Here is a 19,913-nt window from a genome sequence, read left to right on the forward strand (position 1 = left end):
GGTTACATTCCGAACCCGGAAGTTAAGCTTCTCTGCGCCGATGGTACTGCACTCGGGAGGGTGTGGGAGAGTAGGTCACCGCCGGACAATCTTTCGAAGAGGCCCCACACGGTTCGTGTGGGGCTTCTTCGCGTTCCGGGGGAGGGTTCCGGGTTGGGGTTTCGGCTTCGGTCGGGGCCCCTTTCTGCATGTCCGGGGTTTTTCATTGTCCGGGTGCTGTCGCGGGGGTGCACTGGAGGCTGCGGGCCGGCCCATGGAACGGCCCGTGGACCGGCATTGGGGACTGCCTGGTGGACCGCTGTGGATCGGGCCCGTGGATCGGCCTCTGGACCGCGTCGCAGGGTGCGCTGCAGCAAAGCGCAGGCACCGCTTCGGCGACCCCCAATCGGTTCCACCTCTAGTCAGTCCGAGCCCGCCTACTTAGAAGGAGACGGAGGGGCCTGGCCCGGCCTCCGGGGAGACTGAGGGTTCGTATCCGGATCCTGGGCTGATGCTTCTCTGGGCTCGTCCTTGGGTCGCCCCTACGTCTCCGCTGAATGTCGACACTCACTCCGCGGCTGCGCACGGCGGCGCCAATCCCGCGCCCGCAGACAGACTTCAGGTGTCGCCGTTGCGTAGGTTGGCCAGAACCGGCAGCCGGGATATCCGCCGCCATCGGCAACGGCATCCAGCTCGCTGCCTGCGGATGAGCTTGGCCAGGCGGGGCAAGTGTGGTTGGACAGAGACAGGACGAGGTCATGGCACCGGCCCGTTCACCACCACACCCACCACCTTCTGTAGGGAGTCCTGTTCGTGAGGAGCTGGTCATCATCCGTATCCGCGCCACCGCCGTCAATGGTTCGCCAGCTCAAAGCCGCTGACGCGATCGGCCGCCTGGCCGGCAAACTGCGCGCCTGTCTACGCCCGCACGTGCTCGTGGTGGATGAGGTGGGATATCTGCCGCTCGACCGCGAGGAGGCCAACCTGGTCTTCTGGATGATCTCCAAGCGTTACGAGAAGAGGTCGATCATTTTGACCTCCAACAAGGCATTCAGCGAATGGGGCCAGGTCTTCGGGGACGAAGTCCTGGCCACCGCCATCTTGGACCGGCTCCTGCACCACTGCGAGGTCCTCGCCATCAATGGCCCCAGCTACCGACTGAAGAACCGCCTGGCCGCCGTCACAACCGAAGTCGGGGCCACCGGATGACAGCTTCCGGCCAGCTTGTGGCCTACCGCGCTACGGATTTCTTCAACTTCCGCGACTACCCCTTCGCTGAGTCACTCGACCACGGCTTCCGCTGGATCAACCTGAAACACTTTGACCTGTTCAACCCGAACGCCAGCGACGCCGACCTCGTGCACGCCGTCATCCAACATGACCAATTCCGCGACGACTACGCCGGCGGAGGCGTCGATCCTGCAGGAACCCGACACGGCCACTACTGGCTGCAGCACATCACAACCCAGGCATACGAACCCGTCGGGATCCCCACCATGATCGCAACAATAGCCAGCTGGGCCCACCAGTACGGCGATGTCCCGCAACCACTACAGAACATCCTGGAAACGGAGATCTTCGACCGGATTCGCCAAGCGACCGCCCGCTACCAGCTCAAAGACCTGGGTGAGGACTGCTATCACGACTATGGTCGCGTTCACCAAGACTTCCACGAAGTCATCACCATCAACCGCACCAACAACACCCTCGCCCTGATCGTGGCCGCCGACGATTGATCAGCACGAAACGCTCTGCACGTACAGACGTACTCACCTCTGCACACCAAGGAGTACCTCGACACCGGGCTGGGCGACATCGAGGCCCCGACGAGGCTTTGCAGGTTGGCTGTTCTGATGCCATGGCAGTTGGCCGGATGTCATGGGTGGGTGAAGAGAGTGAGTGTGCAGCTGGAGGCGATGGCCAGGGTGTGGCCCGTTGGGGAGAAGCCGGCTGTGCGGAGCTCGCAGGCTTCTTCGCGGTGGATGTGCCACCAGGTTGATCCGGGTTCGTCGCGGTAGGGGTCGCCGCTGCTGGACAGCAGGACGCTTGCGATGGGCCAGTCGGGTGTGACGACATCGATGGACCATCCGTTCGTGGTGGTCGTGTGCAGTCCGCCGCCCAGGAGGCCGGAGATCTTGATGGCGGTATCTGTAAGAGGTCCTATGCCTTGGCAGGTGAGGGTGTAGTCGTCCGGCCAGGCGGGGTCTGGGTCGGGGTCGCGGGCTACGCGCCGGCCGGTGACGCAGTTGAGGACGCCGCGTCCCTGGTGAGAGGTCACGAGGATGAGGTCTTCGCCGGATTCGGGGTGTACGGCGAAGCCGACGCCGGTCAAGCCGCCGACCGCTACTGGTGGCAAGGGACGCCAGGGCGCGGGCGGGGGTTGGAGCGGAGCGGTTCGGAACCGGGCGCGAAGGTGTTCGTGGTGGGGGTTCATGGTGGGCGAGTCCTGTCGGGGCTGGCGGTAGTGCGGCAAGGGCGCATCCTATGCCCGACAGGTCAGGGGGGGCGGTTTGTGCCTTGGGCGGCCGGTGGCGGGGTCTGGGGGCGATGCTTGAGCCGATAGCCGATAGCCGATAGCCGGTGGCCGGTGGGTGGTAGCCGGTAGGCGGTGGGTGGGATCGGGGGGCGCGATGACCTTGCGGTGACGCGGCAGGCGGTTGGGAGGGCGGGGGCGGGCAGTTCGGCGCCGGCGGTCTGGGCGAGCTCTGGAGGGCTGTTGCTCGTCGTCGCGATCCCCCGGGAGTCGGCTGGCCTCGTTGGGGGAGAGGGCAGGAAGGCCCGCCTCGCCCAGCCCGGCCGTATGTTAGGTGGGGTCGCCGAGGCGGGTGTGGGCTTCTCTGAGTTGCCGGCGGACGTCGGCGAGTTCGCGTTCGAGTTCCAGGATGCGGCGGATGGCGATCAGGGTCATGCCCTGGTCGGCGAGGTCGGTCACGTGCTGGACGATCAGGATGTCGCTGCGGGAGTAGCGGCGTTGGCCGCCGGATGAGCGGCTCGGGCTGATGACGTCGTGTTCGTCCAGGCGGCGGAGGTAGGCCTGGCGGACCTGGAGCATCTCGGCGACCTGCCCCAGGGAGTAGAGCGGGGCGTGCTCGTCGTCGAACGGCAGCTCGGGCATCGTGGCCTCCTCGGGGTTCGGGGACGGGGCCGGGATGCCCCGCCCCCGGTGCCGGGTCAGGCCCGGATGGCCTTCGTGTCGTTGCGCCGGATCTCCACCTTGCGCGGCTTGGCGCGTTCGAGGACGGGGATGCGGACGGTGAGCACGCCGTTGGCGTAGCCGGCGTCGATGCGGTCGCTGTCGAGGTGCTCCGACAGGTAGACGCGCCTGGTGAACGTGCCCATCGGGCGCTCGCGGACGAACAGGCGCTCGTTCTCGGCGAGCTCGTCCTCGCGGCGGGCGCTGACGGTGAGGACGCCTCGGTCGACGGTCACTTCGATGGAGTCCGGGTCGATGCCGGGCAGGTCGAAGCGCAGGACGACGTCGTCGTCGCGGCGCAGGCCGTCCATCGGCATCGTGGCGGTGCCGCTGTTGTCGAAGGTCTGGCGGGCCAGCCGGTTGAACTGGCGCTCGAACTCCTGGAAGAACGGGTCGATCGAAGTCAGCAGCATGGTTCCGAACCTCCTGCTTCTGTCGTGGTAGCTAACCTCCAACTCGATTTGTAGGTTAGAGAGCTGAGTGGAGGGAAGCAAGGAAGGTAAGGAAGTTTTTACCCGGGTGTGAGGAGTGTGCCGGTGAGGATCGTCACGGCATGGCCGGCGAGGTGGACGCGGTCGCCGTCGAGGCGGGTGTGGACCAGGCCGCCTCTGGCGGAGAGCTGCGCACCGGTCAGAGCCGTGCGGCCGAGCCGCGCGGACCAGTACGGCGACAGGGCGCAGTGGGCCGAGCCCGTCACCGGATCCTCGGCGACGCCCACTTTGGGAGCGAAGAATCGTGAGACGAAATCCGTGCCGGTGCCGCGGGCGGTGACGATGACGCCGCGCGCCTCCACTGCCGACAGGGCCGGGATGTCGGGGCGCAGGGTGCGTACCGTCTCCTCTGAATCGACCTCGACCAGCAGGTCCAGGTCGCTTTTCCCGACCCGAACCGGGGTGGCTCCGAGCGCTTTCTCCAGGCCGTCGGGAACCGTGACGGGCGTCACCTGCTTGGCCGGGAAATCCATCGTGATGAGGTCTCCGGCGGCGCGATTCACGGTTAGCGTTCCGCCGGCCGTGCGGAATTCGACTGGGCCGGTCGCGGCTCCGGTCGAATACAGAACGTGAGCGGTCGCCAGCGTGGCATGACCGCAGAGAGTGACCTCGACCACAGGGGTGAACCACCGCAGGGAATCGCCGAGCAGGAAGGCGGTCTCGGAGAGGTTCATCTCGGCGGCTACGCTCTGCATCCACCCATCAGTAACCGGAGAGTCCAGCAGGCAGACACCTGCGGGATTACCCTTGAAAGCTGTGTCGGTGAAGGCGTCTACAGTGAACAGGCGCATGTGGCCGATGCTATACGGGGGGGACGGATATCCAGATGCAAGCGGGTTGCAAGCCGTACAAAATGGAATTAGGGCTGGGCGTGTCGCGTGGCGAATGCGGAATCGTCGGTTACCGTCCAATGTGTAGGGACGTGCCGATTACGGTGAGTTCCTGAGGAAAGGACAAGCCGATGGGGGCAGTGCGCAAGGTGGTGAACTACCTTGGCCTGAGCGGGGTCGATCACTACGACGACGGCTATGACGACGACGAGCACTACGAGGACGAGTACGTTCCGGCGACGGAGCGGGCCGCCCGGCGGTGGCGCGCGAACGTCGACGCGTCGCGCATCGTGATGGTCCAGCCGCTCAAGTACAACGACGCACCGTTGATCGGTCAGCACTTCCGTGACGGGCAGACGGTGATCATGGACGTCACGGGCATGGCGATGCCCGAGGCGACGAGGATGGTCGACTTCGCCGCCGGGCTCGCGTTCGGTTGCGAGGGTCGGATCGAGCGCATCGCCGATCGCGTGTTCCTGCTCGCGCCGGCGCACGTGGAGATCGAGACGACCTGATCGGGTCTAAGCAGCGCGCGGGCCGCGACGAATCAGCCGGGTGAGCTCGGCTGCATCGTCAGCGGCCTGTTTCGCGCGTGCGTCCGCTTCTCTGGCGTAGGCGTGCAGGGCCCAGACGGCGCCCTCGGCCAGCTCCTTCAGCTCGTTGACCTGGGCGGCCACGTAACGGGCGTCGGCGACGACCGTCTTGTGGCGCTGCCAGAGCTGCCAGCCGCCCAGCCCGAGCATGGCCACGCCGGCGGCGGCCAGCAGGAGCGAGGCGCTGAACGCCGCTCCGGCCAGGCACGCGACGCCCGCCACGATCAGCACGAATGCGGCCCACGGCCGGCCGCGCGGCACGACGCCCTCGGTGAGGATGGCGTGCTCCGCCGTGGCGATCGAGGTCTCGTCGGGGCCTTCGGGTCGCAGGTGGATGCGGTGGCCGAGCAGCGGGACGGTCAGCGTGGCGGGCGGCGTCAGCCGGCTGTCGGCTTCGAGCTCCTCGGCCAGGCCGCGCAGGATGGGCGCGGCGACGTGCAGGGCGATGGCGGCCAGGTGCGGGTCGGCGCCGGGACGCAGGTCGTCGAGCAGGTGGGAGATCAGCGAGGCCATCGGGCCGGCCGGGCCGCCCTGTCCGATCTGGGCGCGCAGGACCGCCAGCGGCTCGTCCTCGGCCCAGGACGCGGCCGGGCTGGCCGAGCTGTTGCTGAGCGGGGCGGCGGAGTCGTGGTCGGCCTGCCGGGCCGAGGTGATCTCGGCGCAGCGGCCGCGCAGCCTGGACAGGCGGGCGGCCGCGACCGCCGGACGGGCCAGGTCGGGGATTTCGGCCATCTCCGGGAAGTCGGCCAGCGACGGCGGCACGACGACCGCGGGCTCGCCGGGCACCAGCGCCTGCACCCACTCCTCGACGTCGGCGTGCTCCTGCACGGCCAGCGCGTCGAGCTTGCGCAGCACGAAGATCTTGCCGGCCGGGCCGTAGGCGCCGCGGGCGGCGGCCAGCCAGAGCGAGCGCTGGCCGTGGGTGACGGGACGGTCGAGCGACAGCTCGCCGAAGGCCGTGCCGAGCCAGGAGGCGTGGATGCGGCTGCCCTGCCCGGACACCGCCAGGGCCAGGCACAGGAAGAGCGCGGTCTGCTGCTGGTCACGGCCGGCGGCCCGGCTCAGCGGTTCGAGCGGGTCGTCGCCGGCGAGGATGGCGACCAGTGCTTCGACGGCAGGGGGCAGCCAGTGGCCGGGTATGTCGCGAAAGCCCGGAGCGGCGGGAGGAGCGGTGCCATTGGCGGCGAGGTGCGCCAGCAGCGCCTCGGCGTAGCGTTGCAACTCCGTCGCTGCTTGGGGGCTCGCAGTCAGGTCCGTGCTCAAGGCAGAGAACTCCCCCATTTCGGCCTCAGTTCATGACCGCGTAAAGCCTAGCCGTTAGGGCGCGCCAACCCGGTGGAGGCGCGCCCATGACGGAACGGGAGACTTTGAGCCAACTGCCTGTTACATGCGGTCGGGGACGGGGACGCCCAGAAGGTCGAGGCCGGTTTCGAGCACGCGCAGGGTCAGCGCGCACAGGGCCAGCCGCGAGGCGCGGGTGTCGGGCTCGACGTCGGACCGCAGCACCGGGCACTGCTCGTAGAACGTGCTGAACAGGCTCGACGTCTCGAAGAGGAAGTTGCACAGCCGGTGGGGCTCGGAGCGGGCGGTGACCTCTTCGATGAGCGTGCCGAAGCCGAGCAGGTGCAGGGCCAGGGCGCGCTCGGCGGGCTCGGCCAGGAGGATCGGGGACGTGGCGGCCGCCGGTTCCATGTCCGCCTTGCGGAAGATGGACCGGATGCGGGCGGTGGCGTACTGCATGTAGGGGCCGGTGTTGCCGGTGAAGCCCAGCATGCGGTCGTAGTCGAAGACGTATTCGCTGTCGTGGCTGACCGACAGGTCGGCGTACTTCACCGCGCCCATGCCGACGGCCAGGGCGATCTCGTTGCGGGTGGCCTCGTCGTAGTCGCGTTCGGCGATGGCCGCCGAGGCCCGGTCGACGCCCTCCTGGAGCAGGTCCATCAGCTTGATGGACTCGCCCGACCTGGTCTTGAAGCGGCGGCCGTCCTTGCCGAGCATCATGCCGATCTGGACGTGTTCGGCCGAGACGGTGTCGGGCAGCCAGCCGGCCATCTGCGCGGAGGCGAACACCATGCGGAAGTGCAGCGCCTGGTCGGCGCCCACCACGTAGAGGATGCGGTCGGCCTTCAGGTCGTGGACGCGGTAGCGGATCGCCGCCATGTCGGTGGAGGCGTAGCCGTAGCCGCCGTCGCTCTTCCTGATGATGAGCGGCAGGGGCTTGTCGTCGGAGCCGGTGAAGCCGGGCGGGAACAGGCAGAGCGCGCCCTCGCTGTGGACCGCGACGCCCGACGACTCGAGGTCGGCGCAGGTCTTCTCCAGCATGGGGTTGTACATGCTCTCGCCCGCGAGGTCGGCGTCGGTCAGCGTGACGCCGAGCAGGGAGTAGACCTTGTTGAAGTAGCGGACGGTGGCGTCCATGAAGACGTGCCACAGGCGCATGGTGGCGGGGTCGCCCGACTGGAGGGTGGTGACCCGGACCCGGGCGCGCTGCTTGAAGCCCTCGTCGGTGTCGAACTTGGCCCGCGCCGCCTGGTAGAACTCGGTGCCCATGCCCGCTTCGAGCTGGTCGACCGCGGCCGGCTCGCCGATGTCGAGCAGGTGCTCGATGAGCATGCCGAACGGGGTGCCCCAGTCGCCGAGGTGGTTCTGCCTGATCACCTTGTTGCCGAGGTGTTCGTGCAGGCGGGCGAGGGAGTCGCCGACGATGGTGGTGCGCAGGTGGCCGACGTGCATCTCCTTGGCCGCGTTGGGCGCGGAGTAGTCGATCACGACGGTCTGCGCGGGTGTGCTCGTGCCGACGCCGAGGCGCTGGTCGTCGCGCATGCCCGCGGCCTGGGACTCGATCCAGGAGTCGGCGAGCGTGATGTTGAGGAAGCCGGGGCCGCTGACCTCGACCGTGCCGGGGAAGTCGGACAGCTCGGCCTTGATCGCCTCGGCGACCTCCCGCGGGGACCGTCGCAGGCGCTTGGCCAGGCTCATCGCGACGTTCGCCTGGAAGTCGGCGAACTGGGAAGGCCGGATCAGCGGGTCTGCGTCGGCGTGCTCGGCGCCGAACGCGTTGGCCAGCGCCTGCTGGACGCGCTCGGTGAGCACTAGCTGCGGGTCGGTCATGTTCTAAGGGTACCGGCGACCTTGACCGCGATGCTGATCGCGGCAGCGGCCACCAGGGAGATGCCGACGGCCGTCAGGTCGTTGCTGAGGTCGCCGGGCGCGAGGGCGAAGAAGCGCCTGACGGGCGGCAGCGACAGGGCGAGCGCGAAGAGCCCCGCCATGGACGCCAGCAGCGTGATCCGCCACCAGTTGAGCGGCCTGGTGATCAGCACGAGCACCCACCACGTGGTGAGGAAGAGGGTGATCACCGCGGAGGTCTGGTCCTCGGTCAGGGTGGAGGTGCCGCTGTGCGCCGTCCAGAACGACAGCAGCACCGCGCCCGCGCACAACACCCCCGCCGGCACGGCGAAGCGCAGCACCCGCCGGACGAACCCCGGCCGCGCCCGTTCGAACGTGGGCGCGAGCGCCAGGAAGAACGCCGGGATGCCGATGGTCAGCGCGTTGGTGAGGGTGGAGTGGCGGGGCGCGAACGGGAACATCACCCCGGCCACGCCGACGGCCAGCGACAACACGATGGCGTAGAAGGTCTTGGTGAGGAAGAGGTTGGAGACGCGTTCGATGTTGGCCAGCACCCGGCGGCCCTCGCCGACGACGTGCGGCAGCGTGGCGAACTTGTTGTCCAGCAGCACCACCTGGGCCACCGCCTTGGTGGCCGGGCTGCCCGCGCCCATGGCGATGCCGAGGTCGGCGTCCTTGAGCGCGAGGACGTCGTTGACGCCGTCGCCGGTCATGGCCACGGTGTGCCCGCGGGCCTGCAGCGCGCCGACGAACTGCCGCTTCTGCTGCGGGCTGACCCGGCCGAACACGGTGTGGGAGTCGAGCAGCTCGCCGAGCTTGACGGGGTCGTCGTGGGGGAGCGTCCTGGCGTCGATGGAACGGTCGCCGCCGGGGATCTTCAGGCTCATGGCGATGGCGGAGACCGCCTCCGGGTTGTCGCCGGAGATCACCTTGACCGTGACGCCCTGCTTGGCGAAGTAGCCGAGGGTCTTGAGCGCGTCGGGCCTGATCCGCTGCCTGAGGGTGACCAGCGCGACGGGCTCGACGGGCCCGCCGTCCTGGGCGGCCCGCAGGTCGTCCGTGCGGCACAGGACGAGCACGCGGGTGCCGGTGGCGGCCAGCTCGGCGGCCTTGTCGTAGCCGTCGCCGTCGTGCAGCAGCACGTCGGGGGCGCCCAGCAGCCAGGCGCCTTGCCCGCCGAAGTCGGCGCCGCTCCACTTGCGGGCCGAGGAGAAGGGCACGGACGAGCCCGCCGACCAGCCGTCGGCGGGGGCGGGGTAGCGGGCCCGGATGGCCTGGGCGGTGGCGTTGGGGCGGGCGTCGAGGTGGGCCAGGGCGGCCAGCGCGGGCTCGACCGGGTGGCCGTCGCGCAGCGGGAGCACCTGGTCGAGGTCCATGCCGCCGGCGGTGAGGGTGCCGGTCTTGTCCAGGCAGAGCACATCGACCCTGGCCAGCCCCTCGATCGCGGGCAGCTCCTGGACCAGGCACTTGCGCCGGCCGAGGCGGATGACGCCGACGGCGAACGCGATCGAGGTCATCAGCACCAGGCCCTCGGGGATCATGGTGACGATGCCGGCGACCGCGCCGGTGATGGCGGTGCGGAAGTCGGCGGAGTTGTGCAGCTGGCTGTAGATCAGCAGGGCGCCGATCGGCACGACCAGCCAGGTGATGTACTTGATGAAGTTCGCCACGCCCTCGCGCAGCTCGGAGTGGGCGAGGTGGAACTTGCTCGCCTCCTCCGCCAGCCGCACGGCGTAGGCGTCGGTGCCGACGCGGGTGGCGACGTACGCGCCGGAGCCGGCGACCGCGAAGCTGCCCGACAACACCTGGTCGCCGGGCTTCTTGTGCACCGGGTCGGCCTCGCCGGTCAGCAGCGACTCGTCGACCTCCAGGCCGTCGGAGCCGACGACCTCGCCATCGACCAGGAGGCGGTCGCCGGAGCCGAGCAGGACCATGTCGCCGAGGACGACCCGGTGCGGCTCGACCTGCTGCTCACGGCCGTCGCGGCGGACGCGGACCGGGGCCTCGTTGATCACGGCGAGCTTGTCGAGGGTGCGCTTGGCGCGCAGCTCCTGGACGATGCCGATCAGCGCGTTGGCCACGATCACCAGGCCGAACAGGCCGTCCTGCCACTCGCCGAAGATCAGGATCAGCGCCCAGAGCACGCCGATGACCAGGTTGAACAGGGTGAACACGTTCGCCCTGATGATCGCGCTGAGCGATCTGCTCGACCGCCGCGGCACCTCGTTGGTCTTCGCCCCCGCGACCTGTGCTGAGGTGAGGCCGTCCACATTTCCCCCGTTCCTGTGGATCGGTCTCACACACTACGGCGTCACCAGAGTCTGTGTGAGCGATGCGTGGCGGCGATCCGGTCGCCGATCCTGGCGACGATGCCGCCCGCGGAGAGGTCGGCGGCGACCTGGCAGGCGGCGCTGATCGCCGGCGCCCTGGAGGAGCCGTGGGCGATCACCACCGTCCCGTTCAGGCCGAGCAGGACGGCGCCGCCGTGGGCCTCGGCGTCGAGACGTCTGCGCAGCTCGCGCAGGCGGCCGCGTTGCATGAGCGCGCCGAACTTGGCGATCCTGCTCTCGCCGATGGTCTCGGCCAGCTCGCCGAACGCGTACCGGACCGCGCCTTCCATGGTCTTGAGCGCGACGTTGCCGGTGAAGCCGTCCGTGGTGATCACGTCGACCTTGCCGGTGAGAAGGTCGTGGCCCTCGACGTTGCCGGTGAAGTGGATGCCGGGGGAGGACTGCAGCAGTTCGTGGGCGCGTTTGACGAGCTTGTTGCCCTTCTCCGCCTCGCTGCCGATGGTGAGCAGGCCGATCCTGGGCTCGGGGATGTCGTAGGCCAGCTCGGCGTAGGCCGCGCCGAGGTGCGCGAACTGCACCAGCATCTCCGGCTTGACCTCGGCGTTGGCGCCGGCGTCCACCAGGAGGGTGGGGGTGGGGAGCGTCGGGAGCGCCACGGCGATGGCCGGTCGCAGGACGCCCTGCTGGGCCTTGAGCCGGAGCCGGCCGGTGGCGACGATGCCCGCGGTCGAGCCGGCCGACACCACGGCCGAGGCGTCGCCGCGGCGGACGAGGTGGCAGGCGATGGCGATGCTGGACCGCGGGCGGCGCAGACTGGCCAGGGCGCCTTCGTCCATGGCCAGGGCCTCCTCCGCCCTGACGATGGGGACCTCTTTGGTGGCGTCGTGGTCGGCCAGGGCCTCGTACAGGATGCGGGGTGAGCCGACGAGCACGATGGGCAGCTTGCGCTCCCGTACGGCGTGGACCGCGCCGGCCACGATCTCGTGGGGGGCGTGGTCGCCGCCCATGGCGTCGAGCGCGACGGGCCTGCTGTCGGACATGGTCACCTCGTGGGACAGACGAGCCCGCCGTCGCCCGGCCGGGCCGGTACGCGGGCTCGTGTATGTCCGCATCGTAGGCAGGCCGGATGTCAGGTCGACCGGCGGGTGGACCTCCCCGCTTCCCCGGCGCGGCGGTTCCAGTCGCCGGGGCCCGTCAGCGGAGGTTCCAGTCGTCGAGGCCGCGGGTCACGACGACCTTGGAGAACTTGGACGAACCGGTGAGCCGGATCAGCGGGCCGTCGCCCGCCGAGCCGCCGCTCACGTTCCGCTTGCCGAAGACCGAGCTGCCCTCATCGATCACGTGGGCGTTCTCCGGCACCCGGACGATCATCTTGCTGAACTTCGCGTCGGTCTCGATGGTGATCTCCCGGCCGGGGAGCACGGCGTCGGACAGGTCGATGACGAGGGCGCCGAAGCGGGCCGACAGCTTGGTGCGCCGGGACGCGACCCAGCGCCCCTTGCGCACGATCTTGCTGAACTTCGAGCTGATCACCTGGTGCTCGATGGCCTCGGGCAGCGCGGACGGGGCGGACACCTGGGGCAGGTCCCGGGTGAGGGGGACGAGCTCGCCGATCGTCTTCGCCGTGTAGGCGATCTCCAGACGGTCGGCATGCTCGACGCTGGTCAGTCTTCCGGTGGCGAGCGCGTCGCCCAGCAGGGCCGCGACGCGGTCGCGGTCGGCGTCGGAGGCGCGCAGGTCGAGATCCTCGGTCACGATGAATCAGTGTATGTCGAATCGCGATATGTCGCGAGTGTCAAACCTGCAAGGAAACTTGGAGCCCAGTGGAACCGGGGACGCGGCGCGTCGCGTCCGGATATTAAGAACCGTAGACGCGCGACTGGGTCGTGAGGTTTACACGCGAGCGAACAAAAAAGATGGGAAAGGCCTAGTGATCTTGAACCAGGCAGGTACCCGACGCTTCAAGGCGTACACGTCCAAGCATCTCGACGAGCTCCTGCGACGGGCAGGGCTGGACGACGACGAGCGGCTGCGGGTCCGCGCCGTGGCCACGGTGCTGCCCTTCCGGACGAACGCCTATGTCGTGGATGAACTCATAGATTGGTCGGCGGCGCCCGACGATCCCATCTACCGCCTCGTCTTCCCGCAGGAGGACATGCTTCCCGCCGCGGACGTGGCCAGGCTGGCCGATCTGCTCAAGGCCGAGGCGCCCAACAGCGAGGTCCAGGCCGAGGCCAACCGCGTACGCGCGCAGCTCAACCCGCATCCCGCCGGTCAGAAGGAGCTCAACGTCCCGAGGATGGGCGACGAGCCGGTGCCCGGCATGCAGCACAAATATCCAGAGACAGTGCTCATCTTCCCTAAACAGGGACAGACCTGTCATGCCTACTGCACCTACTGTTTCCGGTGGGCGCAGTTCATCGGGGACGCGGACCTGAAGTTCGCCTCCGACGACGTCGACCGGATGGTGTCCTACATCCGCCAGCACCCCGAGGTCACCAGCGTCCTGATCACCGGCGGCGACGCCATGATCATGGGTGAGCCGGTCATCCGGCGCTACATCGAGCCGCTGCTCGGCCTCGACCAGCTCGAATCGATCCGTATCGGCACCAAGGCGCTGGCCTACTGGCCGCAGCGCTTCACCACCGATCCCGACGCCGACGCCACGCTCGGCCTGTTCCAGGAGGTGGTGAAGGCCGGCAAGAACCTGGCGTTCATGGCCCACTTCTCGCATCCGCGGGAGCTGGAGTCGCCGCTGGTGGAGTCGGCGGTGGAACGCATTCTCGGCAGCGGGGCCACGATCAGGACCCAGGCGCCGCTGATCAGGTCCATCAACGACGATCCCGCCGTGTGGTCGTCGATGTGGCGGCGGCAGCTGCGGATGGGGCTGATTCCCTACTACATGTTCGTCGAGCGCGACACCGGGCCGCAGGACTACTTCGCGGTCCCGCTGGCCCGTGCGTACGAGATCTTCAGGGACGCCTACTCGACCGTCTCCGGGCTCTGCCGTACGGTCCGGGGGCCGTCCATGTCGGCCACGCCGGGCAAGGTGTGCGTGGACGGCGTGACCGAGATCGCCGGTGAGCGCGTCTTCGTGCTCCACCTGATCCAGGCCCGCGACCCCGAGCTGGTCGGGCGGCCGTTCTTCGCCCGGTACGACCCGTCGGCGGTCTGGCTGACGGATCTGCGGCCGGCGTTCGCCGATCGTTTTCCGTTCGAGCCGGCCGACGCCTTGCTGCCCATCTGAGTGGTCGCGTTCTCGCACCACCACCACTGAATTGTGCGCCCCCGGCCCGCGACATTTGTTAATGCGACCACTTGTTCGCGGGCCGTGCGGGCGCACGTCGGTGTCGCGGGTCCGACGGTGATCGGGTCCGCGCAGAATCGAAATCAAAACCGGGGTATTTCCCGTTTTGTCTCTCCGCTCAACGCTCCCCCTTTACTCGGTAACCGGGCTGCAAACCCTGCTACATGGGCTTTCCGGCCGCCTGCGGGGGGTCACCGTCAGTGATACAACTGCTTCCGTAGCTCAGCCGTGACAGCACGCTTCGTGTGGTGCCCATAGCGTGTACGCCACGGCATTCGGGGGTTATCGATTCGCATTTCCACCGCATTCGAGAGCGATCGATCACGAGCCGGGAAGGCAATCATGAATCGAGTAGTCAAGGCGGCCGTTGCCGTCACAGCATTCGGCTTGGCGGCGGCTTTGGCCGTGCCAGCTCAAGCAGAAGTTCAATTCACCCACACCGCCAAGATCGTCCCGCTGGACGGCCTGGGCGGGGGCACCAGCGGAGGCCCGCTCGACCTGCTCGGCGGGCTGCTCGGCGGCGGGCTGCTCAGCAGCCTGGGCGGCGGCCTCGGCGGCCTGACCGGGGCCAACAAGTCCAAGGCGGCGGACGCCGCCGGCGAGGCCAGGGCACGCGACATCGCCGACGAGAACCGACGCGCCAGCCTGGCGATGACGCCGAACGCGGCCGAGGACGTCACCCGCCAGAGCGGTCCGCTGCCCGAGCTGTCGCCCATCCTCAGCAGCGGCGCGATCGGCGGCGGCGGCCGGGGCCTGGCCAAGTCGCTGCCGCTGCTCGGCGGCGCCCGCATGGCGCAGCCGCTGGTCAAGGGCGCGCCGCAGAGCAACGGCGGGCTCACCGGCACCAGCGCCCCGCTGCGCGGCGCCATGGACACGATGACCGCCCTGGCCGGCGCCTCGGTCGGCGGCGCGATGGGCAAGGTGGGCGGCGGCGCGCTGCTGCCCGGCACGGGCTCCGGCACGGCCGGCACCGCCACCACGAGCATGACGGGCGCCACCAAGGGCCTGCGCGACCTGTCCACGGAGTCCGGGATGGGCGGGCTCACCCGCGCCGCCAGGATGGCCCTGCCGCACGCGTCCGGCGGCGAGCTGTCCCCGATGGTCGGGCAGGTCGCCCCCGTCGAGGCCGCGCCGGTCGTCGAGGCGCTGCCGGGCACCACCCGGACCGCTTCCGTCGACGAGATCACCCCGCTCATGCAGGACAGCGCGGGCCTCGTCTCGGCCAACGGCTCCAAGGCCGCCGGCTCCTACAGCGACATGATCTCCGCCCTCGGCTGGAGCACCGACGCGCTGACGAGCTCGGTGCGGGGCTCCTGGGTTCGCGACTGAGGCGAGCACGGCGCGTCCCGGACGTGTCGCGGACGTGACCCGCGCGGGCGCGTCCCGGACATGACGTGACGACGCGCGGACGCGGCCCCGCCGAGGGCCGTGCGACGGTTCGCCGGCGTCCCAGGTGCCGACGCTCGCGAACCGGACGTGACGGCCGTGAGGTGGCCCGCGTTCAGGTGCCAGGTTGTTCCCGCGACGGCGGGTTCCCGCTCTCCCCGGCGTCGGTGGACGCCCGTGGAACGACGGGGGCGCCGTCGCACCGACAGGACAGGCCGATGGGGTGCGCTCACAAGGTGCCGAGCGCCCCGACGGCACTGCCGCGCGTCGGTCGCGGGTCCGCCGCTCGGGCGGACGGGCCCGCCACGGGTCTGGGCGGATGCGCTCCAGCCCGGGGGTTCGCACACGTGTACCGCCGCTGACTGCAGGGCAGCGGCGCCGCGCCGAGCCCGCCGCCGGCCCCGCCAAGGGGTCGGCGGCCTTCTCGTTTCCCCCCTTGTACGGCGCGGGCCGCTAGGGCAGCCGGACGCCGGTGCGCCGGGCTATCTGGGCCTGCAGCCGGGCCATCTGCCAGTGAAGCTCCAGCAGCTGCTCGGCGAGCTGCATCCTGGGGATCTCGGCCACGTCTTCGATGGCCAGGTGGTCGATCGCGGCCGAAAGCTCTCCCATCGCGCGCCCCCACTCCATCAGCGTTCCTTGGATCGAATTCGCGTTCGAATACTATCGGAACGGCAGTCACGCTGTCAGTGTTTCGGCGCGCGAGTCACCCACGTTTCGCGCAGGTGATCGAAAAGCGGGTGGGTCAGCCCTTGTTGTAGGCGGCGATGACTTCCTTGGGGTCGCCGTCCATCCGGATCTTGCCCTTGTGCAGCCAGATGACCCGGTTGCAGGTCTCCTCGATGACCTTGAGGTCGTGGGCGACCAGGAAGACCGTGCCGGCGGACTCGCGGATCTGCCGGATGCGGGCCTCGCTCTTCTTGCGGAACTCGCGGTCGCCCGTGGCCAGGGCCTCGTCGATGAGCAGGACGTCGTGGGTCTTGGCCGAGGAGATGGCGAAGCGCAGCCGCGCGCCCATGCCCGACGAGTACGTGGACATGGGCAGCTGGACGAACTCGTCGATGCCGGAGAAGTCGACGATCTCCTGGTACTTCTCCTTGACCTCCGTCGGCGTCATGCCCATGGCGTAACAGCCGAGGACGATGTTGCGCTCACCGGTCAGCTCGCGCATGAGCGCGGCGTTGACGCCGAGCAGCGAGGGCTGGCCGTCGGTGTAGACGGCGCCCTCGTGCGGCGGGAGGAGGCCGGCGATGGCGCGCAGCAACGTGGACTTGCCCGACCCGTTGCGGCCCACGATGCCGATGGCGTCGCCGTGGTAGGCCACGAAGGTCACGCCCTTGACGGCGTGAACCTCCTTCATCTGCGGCCGGCCCTGGCGCTTCAGCAGGCGCGTGAGGGCGTTGACCGCGTTGCCCTTCTCGTTGTCGGTGGCCGTGCCGTAGACGCGGTAGACGATGTGCAGGTCGTCGACGATGACGGTCGGGGTGCCCGTCGGAACGTCGAGCGGACTCTTGCCCCGGGGCTCCGGGTTGGGGTGCACCCTCACGTCCTTGCTGGGGACGGCGGGCTCCTCGCCCTTCACCTGTGACAGCTCCTCGGTCAGTTCAGCCACGCCCGTACCTCTCCTCGGACCGCCAGAAGTACCAGAAGCCGAAGCCGAGTGAGAACACTGCCCAGAATACGCAAGACACCCACACCATAGTCGGGGGATAGTGTCCGTTCTGCGGGTGGTAGCTCTTGATGAGGATGTCGCGCATCCACTCGATGTAGGAGGCCGTCGGGTTGAGGTACATCACGTCGGCCACCCACTGCGGCAGCTTCGCGGACCCGACCACCTTGTCCTGGATCGAGAAGAAGACGCCCGAGGCGTAGAGCCAGGTGCGGGTGATGAACGGCAGCAACTGGTTGAGGTCGCGCATCTGGGCGCCCAGCCGCGCGATCACCAGGCTGGCCCCGATGTTGAACATCGTCTGGAGCGCCAGCACCACCGGGATCATGAGCCAGAACCAGGTGGGCCACTCGCCGGTGGCCGTCACGATGACGAGGAGCACGCCCATGGAGATGGCGAGCTGCTGCAGCTCCTGGATCGTGTACGCCAGCGGGAGCGAGGCGCGCGGGAAGTGCAGGGCCCGGATCATCGACAGGTTGCCGGAGATCGACTTGGCGCCCGCCGTCACCACGCGCTGGGTGTAGGTGAAGACGAACATCCCGGTCAGCAGGAAGGCCGGGTAGTTCTCGATGCCGCCCCGGCCGCCCAGGATGACGCCGAACATCACGTAGTAGATGCCGGCGTTGAGGAGGGGGGTCAGCACCTGCCACAGCTGGCCCAGGGCCGAGCTGGAGTACTTCGAGACGTTGCGGGACGTCGCGTACGTCAGGATGAAGTGTCGCCGCTCCCAGAGCTGGCGCAGATAGACAGGGAACCTCGGCCGCGCGATGGCACGGCGAAGTCCGTATCTCTCGGCGAGCTTGGCCAGCGGCTCCTGCCCGCTTCGGCCGCCCGCCTGGGCGTCCGCGACAGCGGATTCCGGCTGGCTCATGGCTAGGACTCTATTGGATCCAGGTCGGTGGGGTGCCTGCCGCGAGGGACGCGGCAGATGCTTGGACGGAGTCTTGGGGCGCCAGGTTCCAAGGTGCCGTCAAGACTCGCTCAACCGTAGCCCAGCGAGGGGGGCCATGGCGGGAAGGGCGCGACCACGGTCCTGTAGGGGGTAATTTTCATCCGCCGTTCACGTCGAGGCTTGACCTGTTTGAGCATCCCTGGGGTGTTTGTAGTCTTATAGGAAGAATGTCTGTGACGCTGGATTGGCGCACGTGTGACCGAACTGCAACGCGCCAGAGACTCGCTGGTGGCAAGTAGTAAGGGATAGTCGCGATCGACTGGCAGGGCGTCGGCTGGTTTGACCATGTCAGCCAAATCCGGGGGATACCAGGAACCCCCCGTCAGGCTGCTTACCATCACCGCAGCTCAGCGCTGTCGCCCACCTGTAGAGGGAGGATTTTTTTCACCATGCGTGTTACTAAGGGCGCACAGATCGTCGCCGGTACCGCGCTGCTCGCCCTCGCGGTTGCCGCGTGTGGCGGCGGTGCCTCGGACGGCGGCACTGCCGCGGGCGGCGGCGAAACGCCGGTCCGCATGGAGATCGGTGAGCCTCAGGAGCTCCTCAACCCGCTGAACACCACCGAGACCGAGGGCTCCGAAGTCCTCGCCGCGGTGTTCTCGCCGCTCGTCAAGTACGACGAGAACAAGCAGCCGGTTGAAGAGGCCGCTGAGTCGATCACCACCCAGGACAGCAAGGTCTGGACGATCAAGCTCAAGGCCGGTTACACCTGGCACGACGGCAAGCCGGTCACCGCCGCCGACTACGCGCGGGCCTGGAACTATGGCGCCAACCAGGACAACGCCATGAGCTCCTCCGCCTTCTTCTCCCGCATCGACGGCTTCGCCGACGTCCACCCGGGCGAGGGCAAGACGCCGACGGCCAAGGAGATGAAGGGCCTCAAGGCTGTCGACGACAGCACCCTTGAGGTGACGCTGTCCGCACCGTTCTCGCAGTTCAAGACGATGCTCGGGTACACCGCCTTCTACCCGCTGCCGGCCTCCGCGCTCGGCGCCGACGGCAAGGTGACCCAGGCCTACGGCGAGCAGCCGATCGGCCAGGGCCTCTTCAAGGTCGACAAGCCCTACAAGAAGGGCGGCGCGCAGACCATCGACATGACGGTCTACGACAAGTTCCCCGGCACCAAGCCGAAGAACTGGACCAAGCTGCAGTTCAAGATCTACAGCTCGGCCGAGACCGCCTTCCAGGACCTCCAGGCCGAGAACCTGGACGTGGACGACTCGCTGCCCGCCTCGGCGATCGCGACCGCCAAGTCCGTCCTCGGCGACCGCTACTTCGACGAGCCCGACGCCTCTGTCGGTTACATCGGCGTCCCGCTGAAGTACAACCCCGAGTTCAAGAACCCGGACGTGCGCAAGGCCATCTCCATGGCCATCGACCGCAAGACCATCACCGAGACGGTCTTCGCGGGCACCCGCGCCCCGGCCGACGACTTCATCAACCCGGCCATCCCCGGTTACCGTCAGGGCGCCTGCACGGCCTGCACGTACAACCCGGCCGAGGCGAAGAAGCTCTACGCCGACGCCAAGGGCCCGGCCAAGCTCGAGCTCGGCTACAACGGCGACGGCGGCCACAAGGAGTGGATCGAGGCCGTCGCCAACAACCTCCGCGCCAACCTGGGCATCGAGGTCACGCCGAAGCCGTTCGAGAACTTCAAGGCCATCCTGGACGACCTGGACGCCAAGAAGTACAAGGGCCTGTTCCGCATGGGCTGGTCGATCGACTACCCGTCGGCCGAGAACTACCTGACGCCGATCTTCGGCACCCAGGCCATCTCGACCGGCTCGAACTACGGCGGTTACGAGAACAAGGAATTCGACGACATCGTCGCCAAGGGTGACCAGGCCGCCGACGCCGCCGAGGGCCTCAAGCTCTACCAGCAGGCCGACGACATCCTGATCAAGGACATGCCGTACATCCCGGTGTACTTCTACCGGAGCAACTTCGGCCACTCCGCCAAGGTCAAGGGCGTCAAGCTGAACCTGCTCAACCAGGTTCAGTGGTCTGACGTCGAGAAGGCCTGACGTCATTCGCCGGGCGGACGGCTCCTGCCGTCCGCCCATCGGAGGACTGAGCTTGGAGGCAGTCACTTTGGG

Annotated in this window: 18 protein-coding genes and 1 rRNA gene; 7 read left to right on the forward strand and 12 right to left on the reverse strand. The window is 68.5% G+C overall.

The genetic code is table 11. From position 1 onward, the window contains the following. The 3 genes from rrf to ABZ459_RS27895 all read left to right on the forward strand — a co-directional run. Window positions 1–87, forward strand: a 5S ribosomal RNA gene (rrf, locus tag ABZ459_RS27885); the annotation flags it as partial. A 747-nt stretch (window positions 88–834) separates the two neighbouring features. Further along, entirely contained in the window at window positions 835–1,188 is a 354-nt protein-coding gene (locus ABZ459_RS27890) for an ATP-binding protein (RefSeq protein WP_357976589.1), read from the forward strand. Next, the gene (locus tag ABZ459_RS27895; RefSeq protein ID WP_357976065.1) at window positions 1,185–1,715 is read left to right on the forward strand and encodes a hypothetical protein; all 531 of its coding nucleotides are present in this window, start codon (window positions 1,185–1,187) and stop codon (window positions 1,713–1,715) included. The genes ABZ459_RS27890 and ABZ459_RS27895 overlap by 4 nt, the downstream gene beginning before the upstream one ends. A gap of 140 nt (window positions 1,716–1,855) precedes the next feature. Here ABZ459_RS27895 and ABZ459_RS27900 read toward each other — a convergent pair whose 3' ends face one another. The 4 genes from ABZ459_RS27900 to ABZ459_RS27915 form a co-directional block, all read right to left on the reverse strand. Next, window positions 1,856–2,311, reverse strand: coding sequence for a hypothetical protein (locus ABZ459_RS27900; RefSeq protein WP_357976068.1), 456 nt, complete (start codon window positions 2,309–2,311; stop codon window positions 1,856–1,858). A 471-nt stretch (window positions 2,312–2,782) separates the two neighbouring features. Beyond that, entirely contained in the window at window positions 2,783–3,094 is a 312-nt protein-coding gene (locus ABZ459_RS27905) for a MerR family transcriptional regulator (RefSeq protein WP_357976071.1), read from the reverse strand. 56 nt (window positions 3,095–3,150) lie between these two features. Then, window positions 3,151–3,585, reverse strand: coding sequence for an Hsp20/alpha crystallin family protein (locus tag ABZ459_RS27910; protein WP_357976074.1), 435 nt, complete (start codon window positions 3,583–3,585; stop codon window positions 3,151–3,153). Between the two features lie 98 nt (window positions 3,586–3,683). Next, the gene (locus ABZ459_RS27915; protein ID WP_357976077.1) at window positions 3,684–4,454 is read right to left on the reverse strand and encodes a PhzF family phenazine biosynthesis protein; all 771 of its coding nucleotides are present in this window, start codon (window positions 4,452–4,454) and stop codon (window positions 3,684–3,686) included. A gap of 170 nt (window positions 4,455–4,624) precedes the next feature. On the opposite strand from ABZ459_RS27915, the gene ABZ459_RS27920 reads away from it, so the two are divergent. Beyond that, window positions 4,625–5,008, forward strand: coding sequence for a cell division protein SepF (locus ABZ459_RS27920; protein ID WP_352320833.1), 384 nt, complete (start codon window positions 4,625–4,627; stop codon window positions 5,006–5,008). 6 nt (window positions 5,009–5,014) lie between these two features. On the opposite strand, the gene ABZ459_RS27925 is transcribed toward ABZ459_RS27920, so the two are convergent. The 5 genes from ABZ459_RS27925 to ABZ459_RS27945 form a co-directional block, all read right to left on the reverse strand. Further along, the gene (locus ABZ459_RS27925; protein WP_357976079.1) at window positions 5,015–6,307 is read right to left on the reverse strand and encodes a hypothetical protein; all 1,293 of its coding nucleotides are present in this window, start codon (window positions 6,305–6,307) and stop codon (window positions 5,015–5,017) included. Window positions 6,308–6,469: 162 nt separating this feature from the next. Beyond that, window positions 6,470–8,197 (reverse strand): arginine--tRNA ligase, encoded by a 1,728-nt coding sequence (argS, locus tag ABZ459_RS27930; RefSeq protein WP_357976082.1) that lies wholly within the window; start codon window positions 8,195–8,197, stop codon window positions 6,470–6,472. Next, on the reverse strand, window positions 8,194–10,485 hold the full coding sequence (locus ABZ459_RS27935) for an HAD-IC family P-type ATPase (protein ID WP_357976085.1): 2,292 nt from the start codon (window positions 10,483–10,485) through the stop codon (window positions 8,194–8,196). The genes argS and ABZ459_RS27935 overlap by 4 nt, the downstream gene beginning before the upstream one ends. A gap of 41 nt (window positions 10,486–10,526) precedes the next feature. Continuing rightward, window positions 10,527–11,546, reverse strand: coding sequence for a phosphate acyltransferase PlsX (gene plsX, locus ABZ459_RS27940; protein WP_357976088.1), 1,020 nt, complete (start codon window positions 11,544–11,546; stop codon window positions 10,527–10,529). Between the two features lie 154 nt (window positions 11,547–11,700). Beyond that, window positions 11,701–12,261, reverse strand: a complete 561-nt coding sequence (locus ABZ459_RS27945; RefSeq protein WP_357976090.1) for a DUF1707 domain-containing protein — start codon at window positions 12,259–12,261, stop codon at window positions 11,701–11,703. A gap of 175 nt (window positions 12,262–12,436) precedes the next feature. Here ABZ459_RS27945 and ABZ459_RS27950 point away from each other — a divergent pair, with 175 nt between their 5' ends. Together ABZ459_RS27950 and ABZ459_RS27955 are read left to right on the forward strand one after the other, a co-directional pair. Next, complete coding sequence (locus ABZ459_RS27950) at window positions 12,437–13,753, forward strand: lysine 2,3-aminomutase (protein WP_357976092.1); 1,317 nt, start codon at window positions 12,437–12,439, stop codon at window positions 13,751–13,753. A 465-nt stretch (window positions 13,754–14,218) separates the two neighbouring features. Beyond that, on the forward strand, window positions 14,219–15,142 hold the full coding sequence (locus tag ABZ459_RS27955) for a hypothetical protein (protein WP_357976095.1): 924 nt from the start codon (window positions 14,219–14,221) through the stop codon (window positions 15,140–15,142). Window positions 15,143–15,652: 510 nt separating this feature from the next. Here the strand turns inward: ABZ459_RS27955 and ABZ459_RS27960 are convergent. The 3 genes from ABZ459_RS27960 to ABZ459_RS27970 form a co-directional block, all read right to left on the reverse strand. Then, on the reverse strand, window positions 15,653–15,808 hold the full coding sequence (locus ABZ459_RS27960; RefSeq protein ID WP_185845322.1) for a hypothetical protein: 156 nt from the start codon (window positions 15,806–15,808) through the stop codon (window positions 15,653–15,655). 133 nt (window positions 15,809–15,941) lie between these two features. After that, complete coding sequence (locus ABZ459_RS27965; protein WP_357976098.1) at window positions 15,942–16,808, reverse strand: ABC transporter ATP-binding protein; 867 nt, start codon at window positions 16,806–16,808, stop codon at window positions 15,942–15,944. Next, window positions 16,801–17,736 carry an ABC transporter permease gene (locus ABZ459_RS27970; protein ID WP_357976101.1) on the reverse strand — a complete coding sequence of 312 codons (936 nt, stop codon included), beginning with the start codon at window positions 17,734–17,736 and terminating at the stop codon, window positions 16,801–16,803. Before ABZ459_RS27970 ends, ABZ459_RS27965 begins: the two co-directional genes overlap by 8 nt. Before the next feature lie 470 nt (window positions 17,737–18,206). Here ABZ459_RS27970 and ABZ459_RS27975 point away from each other — a divergent pair, with 470 nt between their 5' ends. Further along, window positions 18,207–19,841, forward strand: coding sequence for an ABC transporter substrate-binding protein (locus ABZ459_RS27975; protein ID WP_357976104.1), 1,635 nt, complete (start codon window positions 18,207–18,209; stop codon window positions 19,839–19,841). Window positions 19,842–19,913: the final 72 nt, after the last annotated feature.

It is taken from the genome of Nonomuraea sp. NPDC005692, from assembly GCF_040631115.1.
Taxonomy (GTDB): domain Bacteria; phylum Actinomycetota; class Actinomycetes; order Streptosporangiales; family Streptosporangiaceae; genus Nonomuraea.